Source organism: Lysobacter sp. Hz25 (assembly GCF_046097045.1).
GTDB classification, from domain to species: Bacteria; Pseudomonadota; Gammaproteobacteria; order Xanthomonadales; family Xanthomonadaceae; genus Lysobacter; species Lysobacter antibioticus_B.
On sequence record NZ_CP175666.1, the window covers coordinates 583,062 to 605,244 of the forward strand.

Sequence of the window (22,183 nt, forward strand, 5' to 3'; positions counted from 1 at the left end):
TGGCTAGGGCGTCGTGTACCTTCTTTGCGACCACGTGGTATGCAGACGTGATATCGACGATTTCTCATCGACGTATCAAGATCAGTTAAACATTTGGTTCCATTCGCGCCTGAGGTCACTCAGATGCGACTGTCCCCAACCTCTACCGCCCCAACCGCCACGGTATCCACCGCCCCAACCACCACCCCAACCGCCACCGCCCCAACCACCACCGCCCCAACCACCACCCCAGCCGCCTAGTCCTTTTAATGGGGCGGTCGCTCTTCTAACCGGATCGATCGAGTACGCGTGCATATGGCCAGAGACCACTTGACTGATACCCACCTGCCATAGCCCGTTGTCGCTCAATGCAACCGCCCGACTGGAAAACCCGCCCAGCGTACCCAGGTCTTCGATCCCATCGGTTGGCGTCCATCGAAAAGCGTGGCTCCGCCCAACTGCAGTTTGACCGACACCGACGATATGGCCGTTGTCGGCGATATCCACGGCGCGGACCCAGAACCCGTCCAGCGACCCGATATCCAAGCCCTCCTCCAGTGCGGGGTTTCCGTTCGGTGCCCACACGAAGGCACGACTGAGACCATCGTCGGTGACGTAGTTGCCGACGATGATGCCCGCCTCGTTCAGATCCTCGACCGTTAACTGCTGCCGTGACTCGCCGGAGACGTCCAAGTAGTCGAGATAGGTCAGGTCGTTCCCATCGGGCGTCCAGCGCACGGCAACAACATCCCCATCCATGTCTTCGCATGTGCCAGCGACGAACTCATCGTCGTTGATCGCAGCGGCAACGCAGTTCGAACCGCCTTCCAGTCGCGGCAGCTCACTGGCGGCGTAGCCGCCCAGCAATCCACGCTTCCAGCGAACCGCCACCGATCCACCATCGCGCAACTCACAGGTTCCGATCACGACAGGTTCGATCGCATCGGTCATATCGGCCACACTGCACTCCGTGCTACTGGGAAGCAAGGGCGGCAACAAGCCCAGCTCCGGCAAGTTGGTTGGATTGATCTGGCCCGCCCGCCAAATCACTGCGCGCGCGCCACCGCCGGTCTCAATGCTGGCGCCCGCGACCACGCCGGAATGGTTGATCAACCATGCTTCGGCTTTCGCATGGCCTGTCAACGGGTTGAGGCGTTGCGGGCCGCTGCCGGGCAGCGAGGCAATCCAGCGGACCGGGAAATGCTCCCCCTTTGTGCCTTGCTCGCAATTGCCCGCTGCGATATTGCCGTTATTGATGTCGTACACGTCGCAGGGCCCGTCCACTTCGAGCGCCGCCAGCGGCATCGGCACTGCAGTGCCTGGGGCCCAGTACGTTGCGACGATGTCGCCGTCTGCATCTCGACAGGTGCCGATGACTGCGCCGTTGTCGTTGGCGTTTTTTGCCGAGCATGCATTTCCACCCAATGTGCCGAGCTCGGTCATCTGCGCGATGGACGATGGAGCGTAGAGGAGCGCTGAGGATCCTAAGATGGTTGCGGCGAGGTACCAAGGCATGTATGACATGCGAGCCTCTGATTCGGGTTGGCGATCAAGTTTGATCGCCCATAAATCTTGGTCCCCGTTACACCCGAAATCTGCAGTACCGGACGGCACTTATTGGCTCACGCTTTCTCACTATTCGGATTTGTGGCAAGAAACACACCACATCTCAATCATCGCCGAGCCCATATCGGTGCTTGGGACCGAAGTGCCTCTACGCGGCTCGAGCGTTCCGTCTAAGACACACCGCGATCAGCATGCCGACTGGGCTAGGGTAAAAGCGGGGTTTTGGGACACCCCCGATCTTCGCATTGGCCCCCGATCACCCCCATTCGCCCGCAGCGGTACAAAGTCATCTCGCTTTTACTTGTGGCTGTACCCGTACCGGCTCAGCAAAGCGGGGTAAAGGTCCGTTGAGATGCGCCATCACCAGCACCAAGGCATGCTGCCAGCGACGCCACGCGGTCTTTTGCGAATCTATCCGGTCCGAGCACACACCTCGCGCCACGGAACGTACTGCGCTCTCAGCCATATCAACCGACGTTGCTCCTCGTCCAGCCGCCTACCTTGGGAAGACGTGAAAGCCCAGCTTCGGCGCTGGCAAGAAATCGATCATCCACAGGATTAATCGTCGTAGTTCCTGCCTTGCCGAGGACGATTTGCCGCTGCCAGGCCAAGCTAAGTCGCGACGTTGCTCGCCGGCCGCGCAAGCACGGCGCAGGATTATTTGCGACGCATCGGTGTGATCGCGGTCACGGCGAAAAACACCGTGTCGCGGCAGCGGCTGGGCTCGAAGCCGCCGCCGCGCAGGCGTCGCCGCGGCGCTAGGGTCGTTCCTAGCTTGCGGGCGCCCGAGCCCCCATTAAGGTTTCCGGCAAACCCCACTCGCGCTCGCGTCCGTCCATGACCGACCCCACCCGTCCCGTCGCACCTCCGCCGATCTTTCCGCTGCCCACCACCGGTTCCAGCTACGACGCTGCGGTGCTGGCCGAAGCCGACCGCATCGTCTCGACCCACCAGTACTGCGGTCGTACCGATGTGGAAGGCATGGCCTACGCGGTCGCCGACTACGCGCGCCAGCATCCCGAACAGGGCCAGCAGCTGCAGGACGCGATCGGCTCGCGCCTGCTGCCGATGGATCAGATCGCTCTGACCAATGCAGTGCAGACCGTGCAGCGCCTGGATCAGGCCAAGCCGATCGGCACTCAGCACGGCGTCGCCGTCGATGTCGCTCCCGGCGACAGCGAGCGCAGCGTGCTCGACAAGGGCTACCGGCAGATGGCCGCCGACGCCGGGCTGTCGCCGCAGGCCGCCGCCGAGTTCGCGCGCCGCGCGCCGGCGCTGGACGACGGCACGCTGCACGCACCGTCCGGCGATCCGCAGCAACAGGGCGCGGCCATCGATTTGTCGGCCGCGCGCGACGGCAAGATCGAACTGGCGCCGACCTCGGCGCAGTCGGGCCTGCTCAAGCTGCTGGCCGCGCAGGACCGCTCCGGCCTGGATCCGAACGCGCCGACCGGCGCCGCCGCCGGCATTCCGTTCATGCCCGACGGCAGCCGCGCCGGCGCGCCCGGCAACGGCGCGGTCACTCCGGAAATCGCCGCCGAAATGCTGCGCAACGTTTCCGAAGGCAAGCCGCCGTTCCGTCCCGACCTCGGCAAAGTCGGCCCGGTGTCGTGGTTCGTCACCGAAGGCAATCCGCACGTCGGCGTCGGCAACGACAAGAGCGTGGTGGTGCCGGTGGAAGTCGCCAACACCAGCGGCAAGCCGCCGCTGCAGTTCGGCGAGCGCGAACTGCTGGAGATCTACGACCGCAAGTACGCCGCCGCTGCCGAAGCGGTGGAGCAGCAGGTGCGCGAGAAGGCCGGCAAGGGCCCCGACGAGCCGCTGTCCAAGCGCAACCAGAACACCATCGAACGCAGCGCCAGCAAGATGGCCGAGCGGCAGATGTGGACCGAGGTCGGCGAAACCGTGGCCAAGTCCGAAAGCGGCGTCGGCAAGGTCAGCCTGCAAGACAGCATGTTCTCGCGCTCGGCCAACGGCGAGTTCACCCTGACCAGCCGCCCTGAGAACGTACGCGTCCAGGGCGGCGCGCAAGGCCTGCTCGACGTGATCAAGAACCACGGCGTGAAGGCCGACCCGGAGGTGCTCAAGTCGGCCAACGACCTGGCCGCGCGCGAAGGCTGGGCCGGCAAGGTCGAAGGCGCGTTCCGGGTCGGCGGACGGGTGCTGATCGTGGTCGGCGTGGCCGCCGACGCGTACCGGATCTACACCGCCGAGGACAAGGTCAAGACCGTGGTCGAAGTGGCCGGCGGCTGGGCCGGCGCGGCCGCCGCCGGCGGCGCGTTCGCTACCGTCGCCGCGCCGGTCAACACCACCGGCCCGTGGGGCTGGGCCGCGTACGGCGTCGGCACGCTCGCGACCGGCGCGTTCGGCTACATGGCCGGCTCGGAAATCACCAAGACCATCTACGAGCTGGTGGTGGAAGGCAAACCGATCGAGGTCGGCGGCTGACGGCGCGGGCCGACACCGGCCCGACGCCGATCCGATACCGATCCGATACCGATCCTATTCCGGCAAGATGCAGGGCATGAACGCAGAACATCGATCGCACATCCTGCTGCGCGGCCCGGTCGGGCGCTGGCAATCGGCGCTCGGCACCGCCGCCGGCCTGACCGGCGACCGCATCGAATTCCACGACGGCGGCCGCGGCGTGCTGCACAGCTGGTCGCCGGCATTCGGCCAGGAAGCGCTGCCGTTCGAATGGCGGATGCAGGCGCCGGGGCATTTGCTGGTGCGCCAGATCTACGACGACGGCGACGACGAAGTCGAAGCCTGGACTGCACTGGAGCTGGAGTTCCGCGAACGCGCCAGCGATGTCGGCGCGCAGACGGTGCTGGCGGAAAAAGGCGCCGAAGGCTTCTGGCTGATGCTCGATCCGCTGGCCTGGGTCGGCCCGCCGCAGTGACGCGGCGGCGCGCGGCTCGGAAGTCACAGGCTTCCCAGCCCAGCGCGGTGCCGTCGGTGGAGCGACCCTTGAAGCCCGCATTGAGGGTGTTCTGTGCCCAGGCGAGTCGCCAGGCTCGCATTCGCGACACTAGATAGCGGTGCCAGTCCTGGTTTGGGCTATCTGCGGCGGCAGGGGTTCACACAGTCGTCACGATCATTCCGCAGCCTTCAAACTTCACTCGCAGGAGCACGTATGAAGATGAATAAGTATCGCGCCGTCGGCACTGCCTTCCTGATGTCGATCGTGTTCAGCGGCGCCGCTCTTGCGGACCGGCATCACTATCAGGTTATCGGCGAGGGCTACGGCCACGACCGCGATCAAGCGTATGAAGCCGCATCGTACTACGCGAACCAAGCTTGTTACTTGGGATGGGGAGAATCCACTCAGGAGGAGACGATCCTCGTCGAAGAGTTTCAGCCGGCATCTGGCTACTGGTACGTCAAGCTGGCGCAAGGCTGCTTTTCGGACGACTAAGCCGAGTGCGGCCAGCGTAATTCAAGCGGCAAGCCGGGCAACGCCCGGCTTGCCGTCGGCGCCGAGTTGCGTGGCCTTGGGCTGGATGCCAGTAGACCCGCTCCTTCTTCCTTAGTAGAGCTCAGCGGCTAGCCCTTCTTCTTCAGGGCGCCCGCAAAGAATCCGCGCACCGAGCGCCGCTACCATTCGGTCGTTGCCATCACTTGCGCGATGATCGTCCCCCTTCAGACGCAGCAGCAGGCCGGCCACTTGATGCAGCTTGCTCTGGACGCGTTTCCCGGGTGGGTTGGACCTACTGGCCCCGGTGCTGCCGGCATCTATGCCCCGGCCCCAGGTCAGAACTGACTGTCGCATCGATCGCAGTGTTTTCGCCTGCGTCGTCGTCGGCGTTGCCGAGCTCATCGCCATCGGCGTGTTCGGGCTGTGCGAACGCCCCGATTTGGCTGCTGCACGCACGGAACTTCTCACTCGTTGGTTACTGATGCTTTTGCGAGCGAAGTCGCATTCGAACGAAATAGAAGCCGAATTTTGTGAGACGTATCAAGCATCGATCAAAAAGATTGGCCGCGGCTTCCGCCTAACAGCGTAGTAGCTGGCGATGCGCTAAGACGCAGATGCTTGAACCTAAGGCGACGGTGCTTCCGTCGAATCACAGAAAGGCCATCCAGGAACCTTAAGACTACTTCGTCACTTGTCGCCCTGTGTCGTTGACTAAGGAAAGTCGCTGCGCGAAGCGCCAGGTTCTGATTCAGGCCTGCGTGTTTTGACGGCAGTCGAGCTGGGCCGTGATGTGGGTATGGAACGAGGCTCCTCTGAATTGTGGAACTGTCGCCGGAACGGTAGCGCCCATTCGGAGTGTCCTTGCAATAGTTCTGCACCGCCATGCACGACGCTGTCGACGTGAGCCGGCGGAAGAAAACTCCGTGCTCCACAAACTGCTCGACGACACTGTTGCGGTAAGCAATGCCATGCGGCACCGGTTCCGCGAAGCCAGCGGCATGACAGCCGATGAAGGCAGCAGCGGCGCCTCACTCAATGCTGGAAGCCAATCAAGATAAGGAGATTCCATTATGGCAAACATCCAATGGTCGAACCCTCAATCCCTGGAATACATCCCCGACGGCAAGCTCGTGACGTTCACGGCGATGCATCAGGCCTCATATACGCAATACGTCCAGGTCATCGACTCCGGTGGCAATCCCATCAGCTTCAATCTTCTCGATGGCACTCAGGAGACCTTCCCGATCTCGGGAAGCGGCGTCGAAGTCGGTTTCCTCCAGAACGGAGCCGGTAGGTTCATCATGGCGCAGGGGATGCAGGTCCAGTTCGGCAGCAGCGGGCCGTACATTCCGAAGGTCTCGGCGGGCGATCCAATCGAGTTCTTCGGCGACAGCAAAATACTCGGTGGTGGCACTTTATACGCGACGGAAGACGGTACCGATAACGATTACAACGATACCAGCTTCGTGATCCAGTGGTACGCGCTCGCGGGCTGACCCGCCTTCGTTCCCGTTCCCGGCTGAGGTGGGGACGGCACGATAACTCATGAATTCCCATGGCTGCCGCGATGGATCGCATGGATTCACCACGGGGCGCAACAATGACGGAGTGCAGCAATGAAGACCCGTATCATTATCTTCGGTGCACTCGCCGGTACGCTGGCGATGTCCACATCATGTACGAAAACCGAGCCTACTGTCGCCGCTTCATCGATCTCCAAGGATCAAGAAGCATCGTTTCCGGGCGGAAAAAAAATCACGCCGACTGACCTGACTGCGACCCCGGCGCCTCTACCTGCCGCCCCGCCGGCGTACAACTACGACCCCCACAAGCCCAACATCACTCACGAGGAATACGCCCGCTTTGCCTGGCGGCAGTTCATCCATTTCAATTCTCCCGCGAAGAAAAACGGCGTCGATGCCGCCGGCAAGTCTCCGGTAGTGCGGGGGAGTATCGATCCGAGCCGCAACTTCGCCGCCTCCGGCGCAAGCGACTTCCATCAAAGCGGCAGAAGCGCCGGTTCCAACTTCAGCAGCAATCAGCTGGTCTGGGAAACCTTTGCTCACCGGTCCGAGCTGTTCCCGGCGGGATCGGCCCCCAGAGGGAACCTTGCCACCCTGGACCCTGAGTACGTCTTCCAGAAAAAACTCAAGGTCGCGTCGACCGATGCCCGATTCAACAATCTCGACGAAAATACCCAGATCGGCCAGAACCAGATCTTCTTCCCGAAAAACGGCAACACGCCGTCAACGAATCCGCAAGAAGATCACATCATATTGTTCCAGGCCAAGGTGAACCCTGTTGAATATGATTATGTGAAATCCATCTACAACGCCAACAATCCCCCGACTTCACTGGAACTGCCCCCCAACGGGACGAACCCGGGAGAATCCGTGGAGGTCAAGTCGGCATGGCGGGAAATGACTCCCGAGTTGATCGCGTCCGGCCGTTATCACACGGCCGAAGCCCTGTACTACTACAACGAGAATGGTCAGACCAAGGCTAAAGTGGCCACTTTCGGTCTGGTCGGCGTACACATCCTGCGCAAGATGGAGAACTATCCGACGTTCGTCTACACCACCTTCGAACAGGTGGACAGCCTGACCACGCCAGAAAAGAAAGACACCGGGTTGTATATCGTCAACCTCTATGACCAACTGCAATACGATGCATCGGTACCGCCAGGGACGCGGCCGTCGGCCATCCTCAATACCGGATCCAACCGGACCCAGGTCGCGCTGCCCTTGGCAGGCGCAATAGACAGTGCCCACGGCTACGATGTCGTTCCCGGTAAATTCGACGTGCCAAAGGGGTTTTCGGGGCCGATCAAGGTCCAGAATCCACCGGTAGCGACATTGGCTGTCTATAACGTCAACACCGAAGTCCAGCAAGCCATGGCCAGCACGCCCGAGTTCAAGAATTCGGTGTGGCAGTATTATCGTCTCGTGGGGCTGCAGGTGTTGCCGACGAACGAGGACAGCTCTATCACGCCGAAGACGCCCGATCCGCTTACCCAGGACTTTTACCTGGCGAATATCGTGATCGAGAGCAGCCAGCCCGGCATCCAGCTGTTCAAGGGCGGAGTCAAGGATCCCCACCCCGACAAGAAGGATTTCACCCTGCTTGCCAAGCGCGGGTTGCCAAGCATCCTGGGCGTGAAGGCGAAGGGGTTGCCTCCGAATGCCGACCAGTTGGTGATGGGTGGATGCATGGGTTGCCACGGCAACGCGCAATACCCCAGGGACAAAGTTACCGGCCAGGGGCCGAGTATCTTCAGCTTCCTGATCGACGGGAACACCATGGGCGGCCAAGGCTTCAGTGCCGACGTGCGCAACGAATCCCCTGCGGAGTTGAGCGCGAAACGTCTGGAGTATCTGTCCTATTAGGCAGGGCGTGAGCCCGGAAGCGTTCGCGCTTCCGGGCAATGCGCAGCGGTCACGCGGCGCCCTCGAGCCTGGGGCCACGCCGCGAAAAGCCGGGGTGGCTCAACTTCGCTCGCTCATGCCGACTTGTGTCGGCCTTTGCTTTCTCATTTGGCTTGGCCCGGGATTTCTGTCGGTGGCCAGGTCTGTCTAGGCGCGTGGGGCCAACAATTCATTCAAGCCGAAGCCGCTGCATAGTTCGACGTTCACCAGGCTAAGTGGGCGGGCCGGCTGGGATCAACGATTTCCAGCGTCTGAGTCGTCACGCCAAGCACTCTCCCGAGGCAGCTGACGGCTACCCGCCTTCCACGCAGTGTGCTTTCTGTTGCGGATAGCGCCATTCGCGGCGGCGACTGCATCAGCACGTTCTGATTCCAAGCGCTCTGGGCATAAGCCTCGGCGAGCGGGAACACTCGGCCAAGCCGCCCATCGCGAAAGCCGCGGCCGCATCGGATGACTATTGGCCGCAAGCAGCGTCGAGCGCCGTTGTCCCAGTAACCAGGGGAGGGAGCGCCATGGCTGGCAAACCGCATTTCGAGGTTTATCGGGAAGGCATGAAAGCCGGTGGGCAGCGCTCGTTGTCCAATGCGTTCTTGGCCGGATCTCCGACCGATGGGCAGTGGCGCTGGCGGCTGGTTGGCGGCAACGGCGAGCCGATGGCCCATGGCGAGTCCTACCCGGACAAGGACTCCATGCTGCGGACCATTACCCTCATTGCGAACTTGGGGGGCGCTGAGATATTGGAAGTCAACGGCTAAGGCATTAGCAGCCCTTGTTCCTTCTGTGCGCTCGGCCGGTCTAAGGACGGAACCAATCATGAGGATTCACGTCAGCTATCACCCGTTTGCGCCGGCCGACGCGCACAGCTTTTACTTCGACGACATGGGCCGCGATGCATGCATCGAGCGCTTGACCCAGCAGCTAGGGCTGGAGCCGGGTGCCTCGGTCACGCTGAAAGCCGTCTTGTCGCACGGCGGTCGCGTTCGCCCCGAGGGGATGAGCCTTCGCCAAGCGCATGCATACAACATGGCGAAGGTATCGGACTTGCTATGCAGCTGCTGGTATACGAATAACTACCGCTTTTCCGCGTTGCTGGAGTTTCCCGATTTCGGCCGGTACGTGACCGATTGGCGGTACCTCATGCTTGAGGGGCGTGTTCGCGAGCCCTGTGCGCATGACAGGTTCGCGCCCCGCGGCGACGTTGTTTTTCTAAGCTGCGAAGCACTGAAGCGATTGCGTGTTGATTGCGCCGAACATGGGGCAGTGCGCTCGCAGTTGAGTCGTGCGTTTCCACGCGGCTGGCTGCCGATTTTCTGGGCGGCGGCGGACTACGCCGTCGCGCGCGACTGTGGACTGATTGAAGCAGTAAACCTGGTACGCCCCGACGCCATCGCGCCGTCGTCGCTTATGGCGTAGTTCGCAAAGAAAAAACCATGCGCTCTGCTGGCATAACGGTTCAGCCGCGCGCAGGTGTTTAACGGTGAGAAATGGTGAGCGTCCGACGTTATGAGGATGGGTGCACAGAAGTAGCCTGCGTCCTGTCCTATAGCGTTGCCACACGTACCGCATCCGCAGCGCGGACCTGGCAGGGAAGGGGGATAGAGGGGATATGCAAAACGATCAGCGCAGCTGCTGCGAGCGGCTCGAATGGTTGCACCTGTTCTCCGGGGCTCCAGAAGTCGTCTCTCGCCTTGGCTGCATCGGCCGAGCGTTAAGTCCGCATGTCGAGCCCTCGGCGCGCAGGGGCCGTGCATGAGTCGCCCTGAGACAGGCTAGGAGATTGCGCAATGATAGGCACTTTGCTCGACTTGGCGGCCGATGTGGCCCGTTGGCTGCATGTACTCGCAGCATTCGCTTGGCTGGGTGCCGGCCTTTGGATAAGACGCCTGACGCTACGGGCCAAACCGCTCCTGGATCAGCGCTCCGAGCTGGAGGTTTGGGACACGCACAGCCTGTCGTTTTGGCGGACCTCAAAAGTCGCCGCACCGACTGCGGAAGAGTTGGACGGCCTGGTTTGGTCGTTCAATCAGATTCGCTGGCTGGTCGGCACCGGCATCGTGCTGTTCTGCCTGATCTACTATCGGCAACCTCTGGCGTACTTGGTCGACCCAAGCATCGCCCCGCTATCGGCCCGCGAAGCGATCGCAGCCTCGCTGCTTGGCCTGGTAGGCGCGCCTGTGATCAACGAGTTCGTCAATCGCATACCGCTGCATTTCAACACCCTATACATGACGGCGACCATCGCCCATTTGCTCGGTTGGGTGGGGCTGTACGCGAACCTGTTCTCCCAGCACGGCGCCATGATCCAGATCGGCGCCATGCTGGGCGTGGTGATTGCCTTCAATGTTCTGTGGTACCTCTATCCGAGGATGCGCAAGGCGTACGACGCGGTGCTGCGGGGCGAGCAGCCGGACCCGGTCGACAGGCAGCACTGGGATCGACGCGGCTTGCATGCGTACATCACCTTGGCGGTCGTCTTCCTGATGCTTTCCAGCCACATGGGAAGTCTCGTCCGGGCTAACGGCCACCCGTTCCTTACCATCACCGCCGTACTCGCTGTGAGCGTGGTGGCCCGATGGGTCCTCGACGCCACCCACCAGAACGGCGGGGTCACTCCGATAGAACCCCGCTGGATCGCTGCGGCAGCAGTCCTGGCGCTCGGCCTGGGGATAACCTGGACGGCCTTGCCGCGGATTCCAGCCAAACAGGTCGCCACTCCCGCCAGTGCTCAGGTCTCGGCAAGCAGCGCTGCGCACCCGGCCATGCACCCGCCGAAACACCCGATAGCGAGTTCGATCGCGAGCTCCGCCGCCATGAGCGCCGCCCCATTGCGCGCCGATGCGATCGTTCAACGGCGCTGCGCGGTTTGCCACGCCGCGCAACCCAGCTACCCAGGCATGGCTTCGCCTCCGCGCGGAATCGTCTTCACGTCCGAAACCCTGCCGCTGTATGCAGGCCTCATCGCCGCGGTAGTGCAGAGCGAACGCATGCCGCCCGGCAACGCCACGGACATGCAGCCGGACGAGCGCAAGGCAGTGACTCAATGGGCCACCGAGCATGCACGCTGAGCTGCTCCCCTATTGGTACCCGATAGCGCGCAGCGAAGACGTGCGCGAAGGCCCCGTCAGCGTATCGCTGTTGGAAACCGATCTCGTGCTGTATCGGTCCGGCCAAGACATCGTGGTGGCCGCCGACCGTTGCCCGCACCGCGGCATGCGGCTCAGCTTGGGACAGCATCGAGAGGGTGCCTTGGTGTGTCCCTACCACGGCCTGGCATTCGGGCAGGAGGGGCGCTGCGTCCATATACCGGCGCATCCGCACCTCACGCCATCGCAGCAGTTCCGGCTCTCCACCTATCCCGCGGTGGAGCGCTATGGATTGGTCTGGACCTCTCTTGGGGCTTCGCCCTCGCCGTTTCCGGAGCTGAGCTCCGATTGGGACGACCCCGCATTTCGCAAAGTGACGCCCGATCCCGTACCGATCGCCGCCAGTGCGGGGCGACAGGTAGAGGGCTTCATAGACGTGGCGCATTTCGCACACGTGCACACCACAACCTTTGCCGATCCCGCCAACACTGCAGTGCCTACCTACGCGGTCCAGGTCGACGAAGATGGGTTGCGTTTCGATTACTGCAGCACGGTCTCGAACTATGCCGTCGGCAGCGGGATGACCGCGGAGGGCTTCGTGTGGCGTCGAAGCTTCGATGTTCGCCTTCCATACCTGGCTCACCTGACTGTGCATTTCCCCAACGGGCGCCTGAATATTTTGAACGGCGCCAGCCCGGTGGCGAGCGATCGTAGCGTGCTGTTCTCGCCGGTGTGTTTCGATTTCGAGATCGGCACCGACGAGGCGGTCAAGGATTTCAACGCCCGCATCTTCGCCGAGGACCGCCTGATGGTCGAGAACCAGCAGCCGCGCCATCTTCCGTTGGAGGCCGCCGAAGCCTCCTTCGCCGCGGACCTCGCATCGGTTTATTACAGACGTCTGTTACGACAAATGGGGTTGTCCACCGCATAAGCAGCACCTCTCCGTTTCTGTCGAATTCTTAGTGCCGACGGAAGTGGGGTGGCACCAACGCAACAGGATAAAACGCCTGCCGGATTACCCGGAGGAGGCCATCACGATGGATGCTTTGATCGATTTCATGACCGACATCGTGCGCTGGCTGCATGTTATTGCTGCCATCGCCTGGATGGGCTTCGTGCTGTGGTTGCGCAGACTGGTGATGAGGGCGCGCCCATTCGCCAGCCCGCCGGCGGATCTCGAGGTCTGGGACACGCATAGCCTCGGGTTCTGGAAAACGGAAAGAATCGCTCATCCCACAGCATCCGATCTCGAAGGGCTTATCTTGTCTTTCAATCTGATCCGTTGGCTGTTCGCTACCGGCCTGATCCTTTTCGGTCTGATCTATTACCGGCAACCTCAAATCTACCTGCTCGACCCCAGCGACCCGTCGCTGTCGTCTCGCGCCGCGATCGCTCTTTCGCTGGTCGGATTCATTGGCGCCCCGCTGATCAACGAAGCGATCAATCGTATCTCCCTGCAGCGCAAGGCCCTCTATTACTTCGCATGCGCCGTCCATCTTCTGGCCTGGACGTGGCTCTACACGAATCTGTTCGCGCAGCACGGGGCGATGATTCAAGTCGGCGCAATGCTCGGAATAACCGTATCGATCAACATACTGGGTAACCTTTATCCGGCGACCCGTGAAGCGATGGCCGCGGCGATGCGGGGCGAGCGATCCGACCCGGCCAAGAAGCAATACTGGGATCGACGCAACCAGCACTCATTTGTCCTGCCCGCTGTCGTCTTCCTGATGCTGTCCAGCCACATGGGCAGTGCCATAAAGGCCAATGGCCATGCGTTCTTGACCATCGTCACCGTACTGGTCCTCAGTCTGGCTTCGCGCCATGTGCTGGAGATAATCCATCGCAACGGTGGCACGCTGCCGACGCGACTTCGCTGGGCAGCTGCCTCCGCCGCGCTCGTTGTGGCGATGGCAGTGGCGTGGTTGCTAAGCATTGAGTACAAGTCCGATCCCCAAGCCAGGATATACGTACCCTCCGGCGTTGCCGAAGCCAGCACACCGTCCGCAAGGACGGTCCCGCGCAGTTCCGCGTCATGAACCCTCCGCGCGTATCGCGACGAGTGTGGTCTATCGGTCTGGTGTCCGGGATGGGCGGCATGCTGGTGATGCTGGACGCCACCCTTGCCGCACTCGCTCTTATCGCTGTCCAAGCGGATCTGAACGCACCTCTCGAAGACGCGCAGTGGGTCGTTTCCAGCTATCTGATCGCCATGGCCGTTTCGCTGCCGACCTCGACATGGTTCGGCAACCGGTTCGGGCACGGGCGCATCTGGGGCGCCGCGCTGGCCGTCTTCATTGCGGCGTCGATAGGCTGTGCGTTTGCGGCCAGTCTCGAAACACTGATTGCCGCTCGTATCGCCCAAGGGCTGGCTGCCGGCATCTTGCTGCCGACCGGGCACGCCATCCTGATAGCAGGCGCCGAGCGCGACCAAATAGGCCGTGTCTTAGGCGTTGTCGGCACCTTGATCAGCCTGGCCGCTGCGATCGGGCCTGGCATAGGCGGTTGGTTGGTCGACGTCGCCTCATGGCGCTGGCTGTTCTGGATCAACGTGCCGTTAGGAGCGATCGCCGCGGTGTGGGCGGCGAAGGTAATGCCGGGCGGCGTCGCCCAGCACGGCCTTAAACTTCCTATGGGGCAGTTGTTCCTTATCGTTACCGGGCTGCCCTTGGCTCTGTACGGCGCGTCGGAGATCGCCTCCCGCTATCCATCCGGAAACGGTTGGCTGTCTATCGGCGGCGGCGCCATGTTGCTGATGCTCTTCATCGCGGTTGCCCGTACGAGCAAATCGTCGCTGCTGGCGCTCGAGCTGATGCGAAATCCACAGTTCCGCGCGTCGTCGCTGCTGGCAGTGGGAAACAGCGCAAACCTGTTCGGAGGACTGCTGCTGTTCCCGCTGTACTTTCATGCCAAGGGAATGAGCCACTCGCAGATCGGCGTGATGTTGCTGTTCATGGGGGCCGGAACGTCCTGTGCACTGTATCTCGCCGGCCACTTTGTGGATCGCTTCGGCCCCCGGCCGGTGGTGCTGGCCGGAGCCGCCATGCTGGCGGTGTCCGCGGCGCCCTTTGCCCTGGTATCCGTGCCCTCCGACATCGCTGCGGTGTTCATGTTCGTCCGCGGCATCGGGCTGGCCTGGACCACGAACCCGACCACCGCGGCGGCTTATGCCGCGGTGGACCGAAAGGACATCGGGGGCGCGGCCACGCTGGTCAACATCGTGCAACGCGTGAGCGGCGCGCTGGGCGCGGTAGCGGTGGTTGCAACAATCGGATGGCTGGACGCAGGCGCGGGGCATGGCGAAGTCCGTGCGATGGGACTCATGGTCGTCCTGCCTCTGCTGCAGGCCTGGTGGGGAACCTATCTGACCGGATATCGCGCCATGCGCGAACCGGGTTAACCCTTCCTCGCGTCAAGCAGCAGGCTGTCGAGGCGTTACTGACAGAGCGGTCGGAGGCTTTATGAGCTACTCGCAGAAACTCATGGATTACTATTACCCGGTTGCCAGACTGCAGGACCTCGAGGCAGCCACGATAGAGGGTAAGCCGCTGGCGGCCGTGTTGCTTGGCAAGCCGCTGGTGATCTATAAAATTCAAGGCGAAGTGGTGGTTGCGGATGACCGCTGCCCGCATCGCGGCGAAATGCTCTCTGCAGGCGTCGTGAGCGAAGCAGGGTTGCAGTGCCCTTACCACGGCTTGCAATTCGCCCATCTGGGGGCATGCGCCAGAATTCCAGCGCATCCCCAAGTGCAAAACTTGAAGAGGTTCGATCTCTGCTCCTATCCGGCCGTGGAGTCTCATGGGCTGCTGTGGACCAGCCTTGGAGCAGGCGCATTCTATGAGCTTGGGCTTGGGCGCCAGAGCGAAAGCCAGCGGCTGGTCGTGGCGCCGCCGGTGAGCGTCAACGCTTCGGCTGGCCGGCAGGTCGAAGGCTTCATGGATATTTCGCACCTGCCATTCGTACATCGGGCAACCTTCAGCGAATGCACTGCCGAGGTCATGCCGGCGTATAAAGTCGAATCGTTCGATGGGGGTTTCAGTTTCGAATACAGCAGCTCGCTTGGTAATTATCCGTTCGAGCACCCGTCGCCGAAGGATTTCACCTGGCGTCGCGCCTATCGAATACATGCGCCTTTCATCGCCATTCTGGACATCTATTTTCCGGACGGGCTGTTTACCATCTTCAACTGCGCATCCCCCGTCAGCGAGGAGCAGTGCGTCTGGTTTTATCCCATCCTGTTCGATAAATCATTGGGGCTTGGCTCGGATGCGGAGGTCAATGCATTCTCGCAAAAGGTGCAGACGGACGATCTTACGGTCGTGGAAAGGCAACGACCCAAATACATCGATCTGACCAGCGACTCCGAGCAATCCTTTGGCGCAGATTTGGCATCCACTGCCTACAGGAAAATGTTGCTGAACCTGGGTTTGGTCAAAGCCTGAGCATCTGCGGCAACGCTGGATTATCGAGATCAGCGGGCACTGCTAAAGCCCCGTGATTCTGACGGTCCATCGCGTTGCTGGGTTGGCGCACCGACTGAGCGGCGATCGCGGCACGCCTGCTGGGGCATAAGAGGCCGAATGGAGCCCGCGCGAGCTTCCTCGCGCATCAGGGATTCTGCGTCAGCCCTGCTTGATGAGCGTTCGTTGGCCTATTGGACTGTTCTTGCGGGCGGTGGGCTTTGCCAGGCCCGGAATCAGGAAGTCAGTGACGCTCCGGCCATACTTCGTCTTCTGGGCCAACCACACCGGCATCCGGCCACGGCCCGACCAGGTGTTGCGCTTGTTATCCGGGTCGCGGTACTTGGCGGCGACCTTGCCCGTCTTTCGCCGCGGCGCCCGCTTCTTGCCGGCAATCTCGGTTACCGGCCGATCTCCATAGAGTTCTTCGATCGTGTAACCGTGCTGGGCAGCCAATGCGATAACCTTCCGACGAACCAAGGCAATGGGGCGACGGCTGGCTATCAACTGCCTGCGCCGCTCCGCGGCGGTCAGAAGGGACGTCAGTTCCGACAGGCTGAGCTTTTCGATATCGATATTCATAGCGCGCAGGGTCCAGCTCTACCTGGCAACCTGTCAAGCAGCAGCGCCGATGGCCCGGGGAAGGCGCCTCGGGCCGGCAGCTGCAGCCCGTCGGAGCTGGGGCTGCGCAAGAGGGGGCGTATGAGCCTCTGATGCCATTCCTCTTGGCCCTCACCGCCCTCCAATCGCCCTCCAATCGCCCTATCGGCCCGCCAAGAGGGGGGGCGGGTACCTGTGGCGCCACCGTGCCACAGCGTCGAACTGAGGCTGGCGTAACGGGTGGACGCCTGGTGATGCGGGTCGGGCGCCATATCGGCCAAGCGATCAGTTGGATACGCTAACGTCTAACAATTCGTTCAAACCGGACCCGCGTCGCGGCCTCGGCACTCGCGCCGTAGCTGCAGCCGCGTCGGCTCCCTGCTGTTCGCGCTGCGGGTCGGGCTTAATATAAATATTTAGGAGTGAGTCGATGGAATGTTTCGCGCACCCCAACATGGCAGCCGTGGGGGTCTGCAAATCCTGTGGCAAGGGTGTCTGTCGCACATGCGCTGTCCAAGTAGAGCGAGGACTCGCTTGTTCCGAAAGCTGCCGACCATTCGCCGAGTCTTTGTCGATGGTGCAGCAGGCGTCCATCCGCAATATAGGTTTGTTGTCCGCCCAGCGCGCCGTGCAGCCTCTATTCGCGGCATTATCTTTTGGTCTTGGGCTGTTTCTGGCCGTTACCGGTCAGAGAGACATTTTTACTTGGTTCTTTCTCGCTTTGGGTGCCGGCCTCGGCGTCGCCTTCCTCCTGTTCCGCCAAAAAAGAAGGGGTGGCAGGTGAGCGGCGTCACTCCTGACAATTCATCAAGCCGAAGCCGCTTCGCGGCGCGGCACCGATTCGGGCATTAGACGGCAAGGGAGAGACCAATGGCGATCATGGATATCCTCGAGTTCGGGGAGCTGTTCTTGTCATGGCGGCTCTATGTCGGTTTCGCCGTTACCGCCGCGCTGTGCTGGCTCGTTTTTGCCTGCATTCCGAATGAAACTGCGGCTTGGATCATCGGAGCGCCGCTGGGTATCGCCGGATTAGGCTTGAGTTTCTGGTGGCAAGTGCGGGCGGACTTCGGTAAATGAGCAATAGCTCCGTATGCTCGGCGGAGAGCAGATTGCACGAGCCAGCCGTCTGACCATTCATTCAAGCCGAAGCCGTTTCGCGGCCCGGTGGCATATCTATCAATCGATGCGGATCGCCGCGCCCAGCCGCGCCCGAGCCTGACCGCTGAGTCAGATCATCGCGCGATTGAAGTAGGTCGTCTGCTCGAATTCGGCGATGTTCGCGGCAATGCGAGGAAGCTGGGGGAACATCCCGGCCAGCTCGCTGACGATCGCCTTCGACAAGGCGGCGCGTTGCTCGACGGTGCGCCCCTGCATGATCCAGGCGAAGGTGTGGATGAAATCTTCCTGCCTGCCGCCGACGGAATAGGTGCCGAAGGGGCGTGTGCGGACCTTGATGTCCGCTTCGCCACTCGATGCAGCCGAGCGATGATCGATGCTTCGTCGTGAATCTGAAGTATTCCCTGAGAGCAGTCGACTACGAAGTGCGGCATGAGGGTTCCATCGGTTGAGGGTTTAATCGAGGGCGCAATAGCCCCGAACGGAAACGGGACAGGGCTTAATCAAGCCGGCGCCACACCGACACCGGGATGCTCCCATCCGCCCGGGGCGGCACCTTGTAGCGCAGTTCGGGGCCATGCAACTTGTACTCGCGCTTCTGTGTCGTGCCTTCCCAGTTGGGGAAGGACGAGCCTTCGATCGAGAACGCCAGCAACCCCGCCTGATCGTCGATTGTTATCGTGCCGTAGTGGGTGCTGCTGCCCATGACCGCGGACTCGAATTCGTCGACGCTGCCATCGGCCTTGCTGTCGCTGGCGAAATGCAGGCGTTCGGATTTGAAGATCTGCAGCGAATACCGCCCCTTGGTATCGACGACGAGCCTGCCCTTGGGGTTCTCGCCGTAATCCCGCGTCGTCTTCCCATCCGGCAAGAGCTTGTCCGCGGCGACCAGGGTCCAGGTGCCTTGCAATGGGAAGACGTTCGTCGGCACTGGCGCGTCGCGCCCGGCCAGTCCCGCCAGCATTGCGACGAATACGCCGGTCAGTGGTTTCATCGCGGTGAGTCCTTATGGCTTGGGGTCGATCGGCCCATGCTAAGCCGCTTGATCGATATGAAGAATGCATTTACAAAGATATCTGGCATTTCAAAATCGAATCTTTCGGCATGAAAGCGATGGATGTGGACGCGATCAGGGCTTTCCTGCTGGCGGCCGACTTGCAGAGCTTCACCCGCGCGGCTGACGTGCTGGGCACCACCCAGTCCGCAGTCAGCCTCAAGCTGCAGCGTCTGGAAACGCAACTCGGCCGCCGCCTGCTGGAGCGCACGCCGCGGCACGTTCGCCTGTCGGTCGAGGGACTGGCCTTTCTCGGCGTGGCGCGCGAACTGGTGTCGTCCCACGACCGCGCGGCCGCTGCTTTCGAGACCGACCAGCGCAGGTTGGCGATCGGCATCAACCAGCAATTGGTCGGCAGCGAACTACCGCTTCTGCTGCGACAGATACGCGACCACGATCCGAATCTGCTGGTCGAGATGCGCATCGGCGGCACCAAGGAACTCATGCAAGGCCAGGAACGCGGCGAGCTCGACGCCGTGCTGGTGCTGCGTCCCGAGGATCGCGGCAAGCGCGGCAAGGTGGTGTTCGCGGAATCCTTTTCGTGGTTCGCGGCAGCTGGCTGGGAGCCGCGCGCCGGCCAGTCATTGCCGCTGGCGACGCAAGGCGAGTCGTGCCGCATACGCTCCGAGGCGGTGCGCGCGCTTGACCGGGCCGGGGTCGAATGGCGCGAAGTCTTCGTAGGCAAGGGGGCCGCGATCCTCGGGGCCGCAGCGGTCGCCGGCCTCGCGGTGGCCCTGCTCGCGCGGCGCGCGGCGCCGCCGGGGACGATGGACGTCAGCGGGCTCCTGTCGCTGCCGCCGATTCGTTCGCAGGACGTGATGCTTTATAGCAACCTCAGCGACCGGCGGACGCGCGATGCATTGCGCGTCCTCACGCTGGCCTTTCAGTGAAGGACTCGGGCCGCGGGGCAGGGGGTGCGTCAGCTACGACTCGTCGCCCATATGGAACGGCAATAACAGTGAATCAATTCTGGCTGTCCGGACCGACTAAGGCGTTTCGTCGCATAGCTACGTCTTCACCTTCGAGCTTTCCAAAAGAAGAAACCCCGGCCGAAGCCGGGGTCCTTTACCTCATCTGCAAGCGCAGTGACGGAATCGCTTTACGATTCCTGTCGGCTGCCTTCATCAGAACTTGATGCTCCAGCTCTCGAGCGTGCCGATGTCGTTGGTCGCGTTGTCTTGTACGCGCAGCTTCCAGGTGCCGTTCAAGCCTTCAGTGGTCAGGCTGAACGTCTTGGTGCCGCGAACATCGTCGGCGCTGTCGTTGGCATTGAAGCCCTTGATGGAGTAGAGCGAGCCGTCCGGCGCGACCAGGTCGACACGCAGGTCGCCGCGGAAGCTGTGGTCGATCGCCACCGTGACCAGCGCGTTGCTGGGGGCGTTGCCCGTGCGTCCGGCCACCGTGATCGGGCTTTCGATCGTGGTGTTGTCCCTGATCGCATAGTCGGCGTCGTTGGTATAGGTCTGCACGCCGCCGCCCGGGGCCGCCACCGTGACCGAGGCGGTCTTGGTGTGGGTGGCGCCGGCGTTGTCGGTGACGGTCAGGCTGACGCTATAGGTGCCGGCCGCGGTATAGGTGTGGCTGGGATTGGTGGCGGTGGAGGCCGCGGTGCCGTCGCCGAAGTTCCAGCTGCGCGAAGCGATGCTGCCGTCGCTGTCGGTCGAACTGTCGGTGAAGGTCGCCGTCAGGCCGCTGACGGCGGAGCTGAAGTTCGCCACCGGCGCCTGGTTGCCCGGGCCGCCGCCGATCAAAGCGTCCACCGCTTCGAACGCGCGCACCATGCCGAAACCGTACTCGTTGTCGCGACCGGCCGTGCCCAGGTCGAGTGCGCTGCTGGTCAGTGCATTGCGCACTTCCGTGGCGGTCGCGCTGGGCTTGGCGCTGAACAACAGCGCAGCAACGCCTGCGACGTGCGGGCTCGCCATCGAGGTGCCGCTCAGCACGGCATAGGCGTTGACGTCGAAGGTGTAGCTGGGGGTGATGGAGGCGGTCTGGCCGGCCAAGCCGCGCAGCGCTTGCCCGCTGCCCTGACTGACGGCGACGGCGCTGAGGGTGGTGGTGGCCCCACCGGGAAGGCCGGTGCTGTAGGGGAAGGGATCGGAGACGTTGTTGTACAGAATGATGCCGCGGCCGCCGCCGCTCTTGACGAAGTTCACCTTGTCGGACGTGGTGTTGTCGCCACGCTCGCACAACACGATCTTTCCGCTCCAGGCGCCGGCCGCGGTGCAACGGCCGCCATCGGCGAGGCCGCCGCTTGCCGCCGCCGAGGCCGAACCCACCATCGGCAGGCTGTCGAAGCTTTGGCTGCCGACGGTGACGGGCTGGCCGATCTTGGGATAGGTGCTGGAAATATCGGAGCCCGGCGCGGCGATATCCACCGCATCGTTGTACTGCGAGAACGAGGCCTTGGCTTTGTTGGCGTCGATCGCCGCGACCGAGATCACATCGGGATAGGAGGCCGGATAGCTCTTGGTGGTATTGCCGGAGTTGCCGGCGGCGGCCACCGACACGATGCCCTGGTTGAACAGATTGGTGAACGCCGTGCTCTCGTTGCTGCTGGGCAGCCCGCCGCCCAAGCTCATGTTGATGACCTTGGCGCCGGCCTGGGCGCAGCGGTTGGCCGCGTTGACCAGGTCGGAGGCGTAGCTGAAGCCGCAGCTGGGGCCGTCGAAGTACTTGACGATGTGCAGGGAGACTTTGCCCGGGCTGACGCCGATTACGCCCTTGCCGTTATTGCCGACCGCGGCGATGGTGCCGGCCACATGGGTGCCGTGGCCGCAGGTATCGGTGTTCCAGGTCTGGCCCGTGCTGGCATATCCGCTGACGGTAATGCCGGCGAAGTCTTCGTGGCTGGCGCGCAAGCCGGAGTCGATGACGCAGACTTTGACGCCGTTGCCATCGGCGCCGCTGGCGACGGTATCGGGCGCCTGCACTTGCGGAATGCCGTAGGGCAGGTACTCCGCCATCGGGTATCGCGGTACGTCGCGCTCCACCACCAGGTTCGGGTTGCTGCGCAGCTTGCGCAGCACCTGCTCGGGCAGCGACACCACCATCGCGTTGAGGTGATCGAATTCGTAATGCGTCTTGCCGTTGGAAATGCTCGGCGCGGACGCGCCAGCGGCTCGAGCCATGCTGGCCGTCTCGGCGCGCACCGCGCTCACGGTCTGTTGGATCTGCGTCTTGACCTGGGCCTTCTGGCCCGGCTGGAAGCGGACCCACACACGGTTGGGATCTCCTTCCGGCCGGTTCTCCGGCAGCTGCGCGCCGGCGATGCCGGAGACGCACAGCGCTACCGCCGCCGAAAGCGCGCAAATGCGCGGATGTCGCTTGAATGCACTATTCATATCCACTCCCCTAGAGTTTGTTTTATGTAGTTAGTAGCGCAGCGATTGGATTGGCCGCGCAGTGCTGGAAAGATCGGGTGGCACGATCTGAATCCATACTTCGGGAGGGTGTACGCGAATAGAAGACCAAGACACCGA

General features: G+C 62.4%; 22 protein-coding genes. 17 read left to right on the plus strand and 5 right to left on the minus strand.

All coding sequences use genetic code 11. The annotated features are described in order from the left end of the window. Positions 1-81: 81 nt before the first annotated feature. Positions 82-1,422: a hypothetical protein gene (locus ACKN61_RS02420; RefSeq protein WP_408952139.1), complete on the minus strand. Its 1,341-nt coding sequence runs from the start codon at positions 1,420-1,422 to the stop codon at positions 82-84. Between the two features lie 960 nt (positions 1,423-2,382). Here ACKN61_RS02420 and ACKN61_RS02425 point away from each other — a divergent pair. The 14 genes from ACKN61_RS02425 to ACKN61_RS02490 all read left to right on the plus strand — a co-directional run bounded on the left by ACKN61_RS02425 (position 2,383) and on the right by ACKN61_RS02490 (position 15,913). Then, entirely contained in the window at positions 2,383-3,993 is a 1,611-nt protein-coding gene (locus ACKN61_RS02425; protein ID WP_408952140.1) for a hypothetical protein, read from the plus strand. Between the two features lie 76 nt (positions 3,994-4,069). Further along, positions 4,070-4,447, plus strand: coding sequence for a hypothetical protein (locus tag ACKN61_RS02430; protein WP_408952141.1), 378 nt, complete (start codon positions 4,070-4,072; stop codon positions 4,445-4,447). 234 nt (positions 4,448-4,681) lie between these two features. After that, complete coding sequence (locus ACKN61_RS02435; protein ID WP_031370199.1) at positions 4,682-4,963, plus strand: hypothetical protein; 282 nt, start codon at positions 4,682-4,684, stop codon at positions 4,961-4,963. 286 nt (positions 4,964-5,249) lie between these two features. After that, complete coding sequence (locus ACKN61_RS02440) at positions 5,250-5,552, plus strand: hypothetical protein (RefSeq protein WP_408952142.1); 303 nt, start codon at positions 5,250-5,252, stop codon at positions 5,550-5,552. A 334-nt stretch (positions 5,553-5,886) separates the two neighbouring features. Continuing rightward, positions 5,887-6,021: a hypothetical protein gene (locus ACKN61_RS02445; RefSeq protein WP_408952143.1), complete on the plus strand. Its 135-nt coding sequence runs from the start codon at positions 5,887-5,889 to the stop codon at positions 6,019-6,021. A 12-nt stretch (positions 6,022-6,033) separates the two neighbouring features. Then, positions 6,034-6,459, plus strand: a complete 426-nt coding sequence (locus ACKN61_RS02450) for a hypothetical protein (protein ID WP_408952144.1) — start codon at positions 6,034-6,036, stop codon at positions 6,457-6,459. Positions 6,460-6,579: 120 nt separating this feature from the next. Further along, positions 6,580-8,349 (plus strand): hypothetical protein, encoded by a 1,770-nt coding sequence (locus ACKN61_RS02455; RefSeq protein ID WP_408952145.1) that lies wholly within the window; start codon positions 6,580-6,582, stop codon positions 8,347-8,349. A gap of 551 nt (positions 8,350-8,900) precedes the next feature. After that, positions 8,901-9,143: a YegP family protein gene (locus ACKN61_RS02460; RefSeq protein ID WP_408952146.1), complete on the plus strand. Its 243-nt coding sequence runs from the start codon at positions 8,901-8,903 to the stop codon at positions 9,141-9,143. 58 nt (positions 9,144-9,201) lie between these two features. Then, entirely contained in the window at positions 9,202-9,801 is a 600-nt protein-coding gene (locus ACKN61_RS02465; RefSeq protein ID WP_408953907.1) for a hypothetical protein, read from the plus strand. A gap of 371 nt (positions 9,802-10,172) precedes the next feature. Next, positions 10,173-11,453 carry a urate hydroxylase PuuD gene (locus tag ACKN61_RS02470; protein WP_408952147.1) on the plus strand — a complete coding sequence of 427 codons (1,281 nt, stop codon included), beginning with the start codon at positions 10,173-10,175 and terminating at the stop codon, positions 11,451-11,453. Then, entirely contained in the window at positions 11,443-12,402 is a 960-nt protein-coding gene (locus ACKN61_RS02475) for a Rieske 2Fe-2S domain-containing protein (RefSeq protein WP_408952148.1), read from the plus strand. Before ACKN61_RS02470 ends, ACKN61_RS02475 begins: the two co-directional genes overlap by 11 nt. A gap of 106 nt (positions 12,403-12,508) precedes the next feature. After that, complete coding sequence (locus ACKN61_RS02480; RefSeq protein WP_408952149.1) at positions 12,509-13,510, plus strand: urate hydroxylase PuuD; 1,002 nt, start codon at positions 12,509-12,511, stop codon at positions 13,508-13,510. A gap of 59 nt (positions 13,511-13,569) precedes the next feature. Further along, complete coding sequence (locus tag ACKN61_RS02485; RefSeq protein ID WP_408952150.1) at positions 13,570-14,871, plus strand: MFS transporter; 1,302 nt, start codon at positions 13,570-13,572, stop codon at positions 14,869-14,871. Positions 14,872-14,932: 61 nt separating this feature from the next. Beyond that, entirely contained in the window at positions 14,933-15,913 is a 981-nt protein-coding gene (locus ACKN61_RS02490; protein ID WP_408952151.1) for a Rieske 2Fe-2S domain-containing protein, read from the plus strand. Positions 15,914-16,093: 180 nt separating this feature from the next. Here the strand turns inward: ACKN61_RS02490 and ACKN61_RS02495 are convergent, their stop codons facing one another. Next, on the minus strand, positions 16,094-16,513 hold the full coding sequence (locus ACKN61_RS02495; RefSeq protein WP_408952152.1) for an H-NS family nucleoid-associated regulatory protein: 420 nt from the start codon (positions 16,511-16,513) through the stop codon (positions 16,094-16,096). Positions 16,514-17,105: 592 nt separating this feature from the next. Here ACKN61_RS02495 and ACKN61_RS02500 point away from each other — a divergent pair. Next, positions 17,106-17,315: a hypothetical protein gene (locus tag ACKN61_RS02500; protein ID WP_408952153.1), complete on the plus strand. Its 210-nt coding sequence runs from the start codon at positions 17,106-17,108 to the stop codon at positions 17,313-17,315. A gap of 86 nt (positions 17,316-17,401) precedes the next feature. Further along, positions 17,402-17,608: a hypothetical protein gene (locus ACKN61_RS02505; protein ID WP_408952154.1), complete on the plus strand. Its 207-nt coding sequence runs from the start codon at positions 17,402-17,404 to the stop codon at positions 17,606-17,608. Positions 17,609-17,758: 150 nt separating this feature from the next. Here ACKN61_RS02505 and ACKN61_RS02510 read toward each other — a convergent pair whose 3' ends face one another. After that, positions 17,759-17,905 (minus strand): hypothetical protein, encoded by a 147-nt coding sequence (locus ACKN61_RS02510; protein WP_408952155.1) that lies wholly within the window; start codon positions 17,903-17,905, stop codon positions 17,759-17,761. A 241-nt stretch (positions 17,906-18,146) separates the two neighbouring features. Further along, positions 18,147-18,641 (minus strand): lipocalin-like domain-containing protein, encoded by a 495-nt coding sequence (locus ACKN61_RS02515; RefSeq protein ID WP_408952156.1) that lies wholly within the window; start codon positions 18,639-18,641, stop codon positions 18,147-18,149. Between the two features lie 110 nt (positions 18,642-18,751). Here ACKN61_RS02515 and ACKN61_RS02520 point away from each other — a divergent pair, with 110 nt between their 5' ends. Next, entirely contained in the window at positions 18,752-19,591 is an 840-nt protein-coding gene (locus ACKN61_RS02520) for a LysR family transcriptional regulator (RefSeq protein WP_408952157.1), read from the plus strand. Positions 19,592-19,825: 234 nt separating this feature from the next. Here ACKN61_RS02520 and ACKN61_RS02525 read toward each other — a convergent pair whose 3' ends face one another. Beyond that, positions 19,826-22,045: a S8 family serine peptidase gene (locus tag ACKN61_RS02525; RefSeq protein ID WP_408952158.1), complete on the minus strand. Its 2,220-nt coding sequence runs from the start codon at positions 22,043-22,045 to the stop codon at positions 19,826-19,828. Positions 22,046-22,183 lie beyond the last annotated feature (138 nt).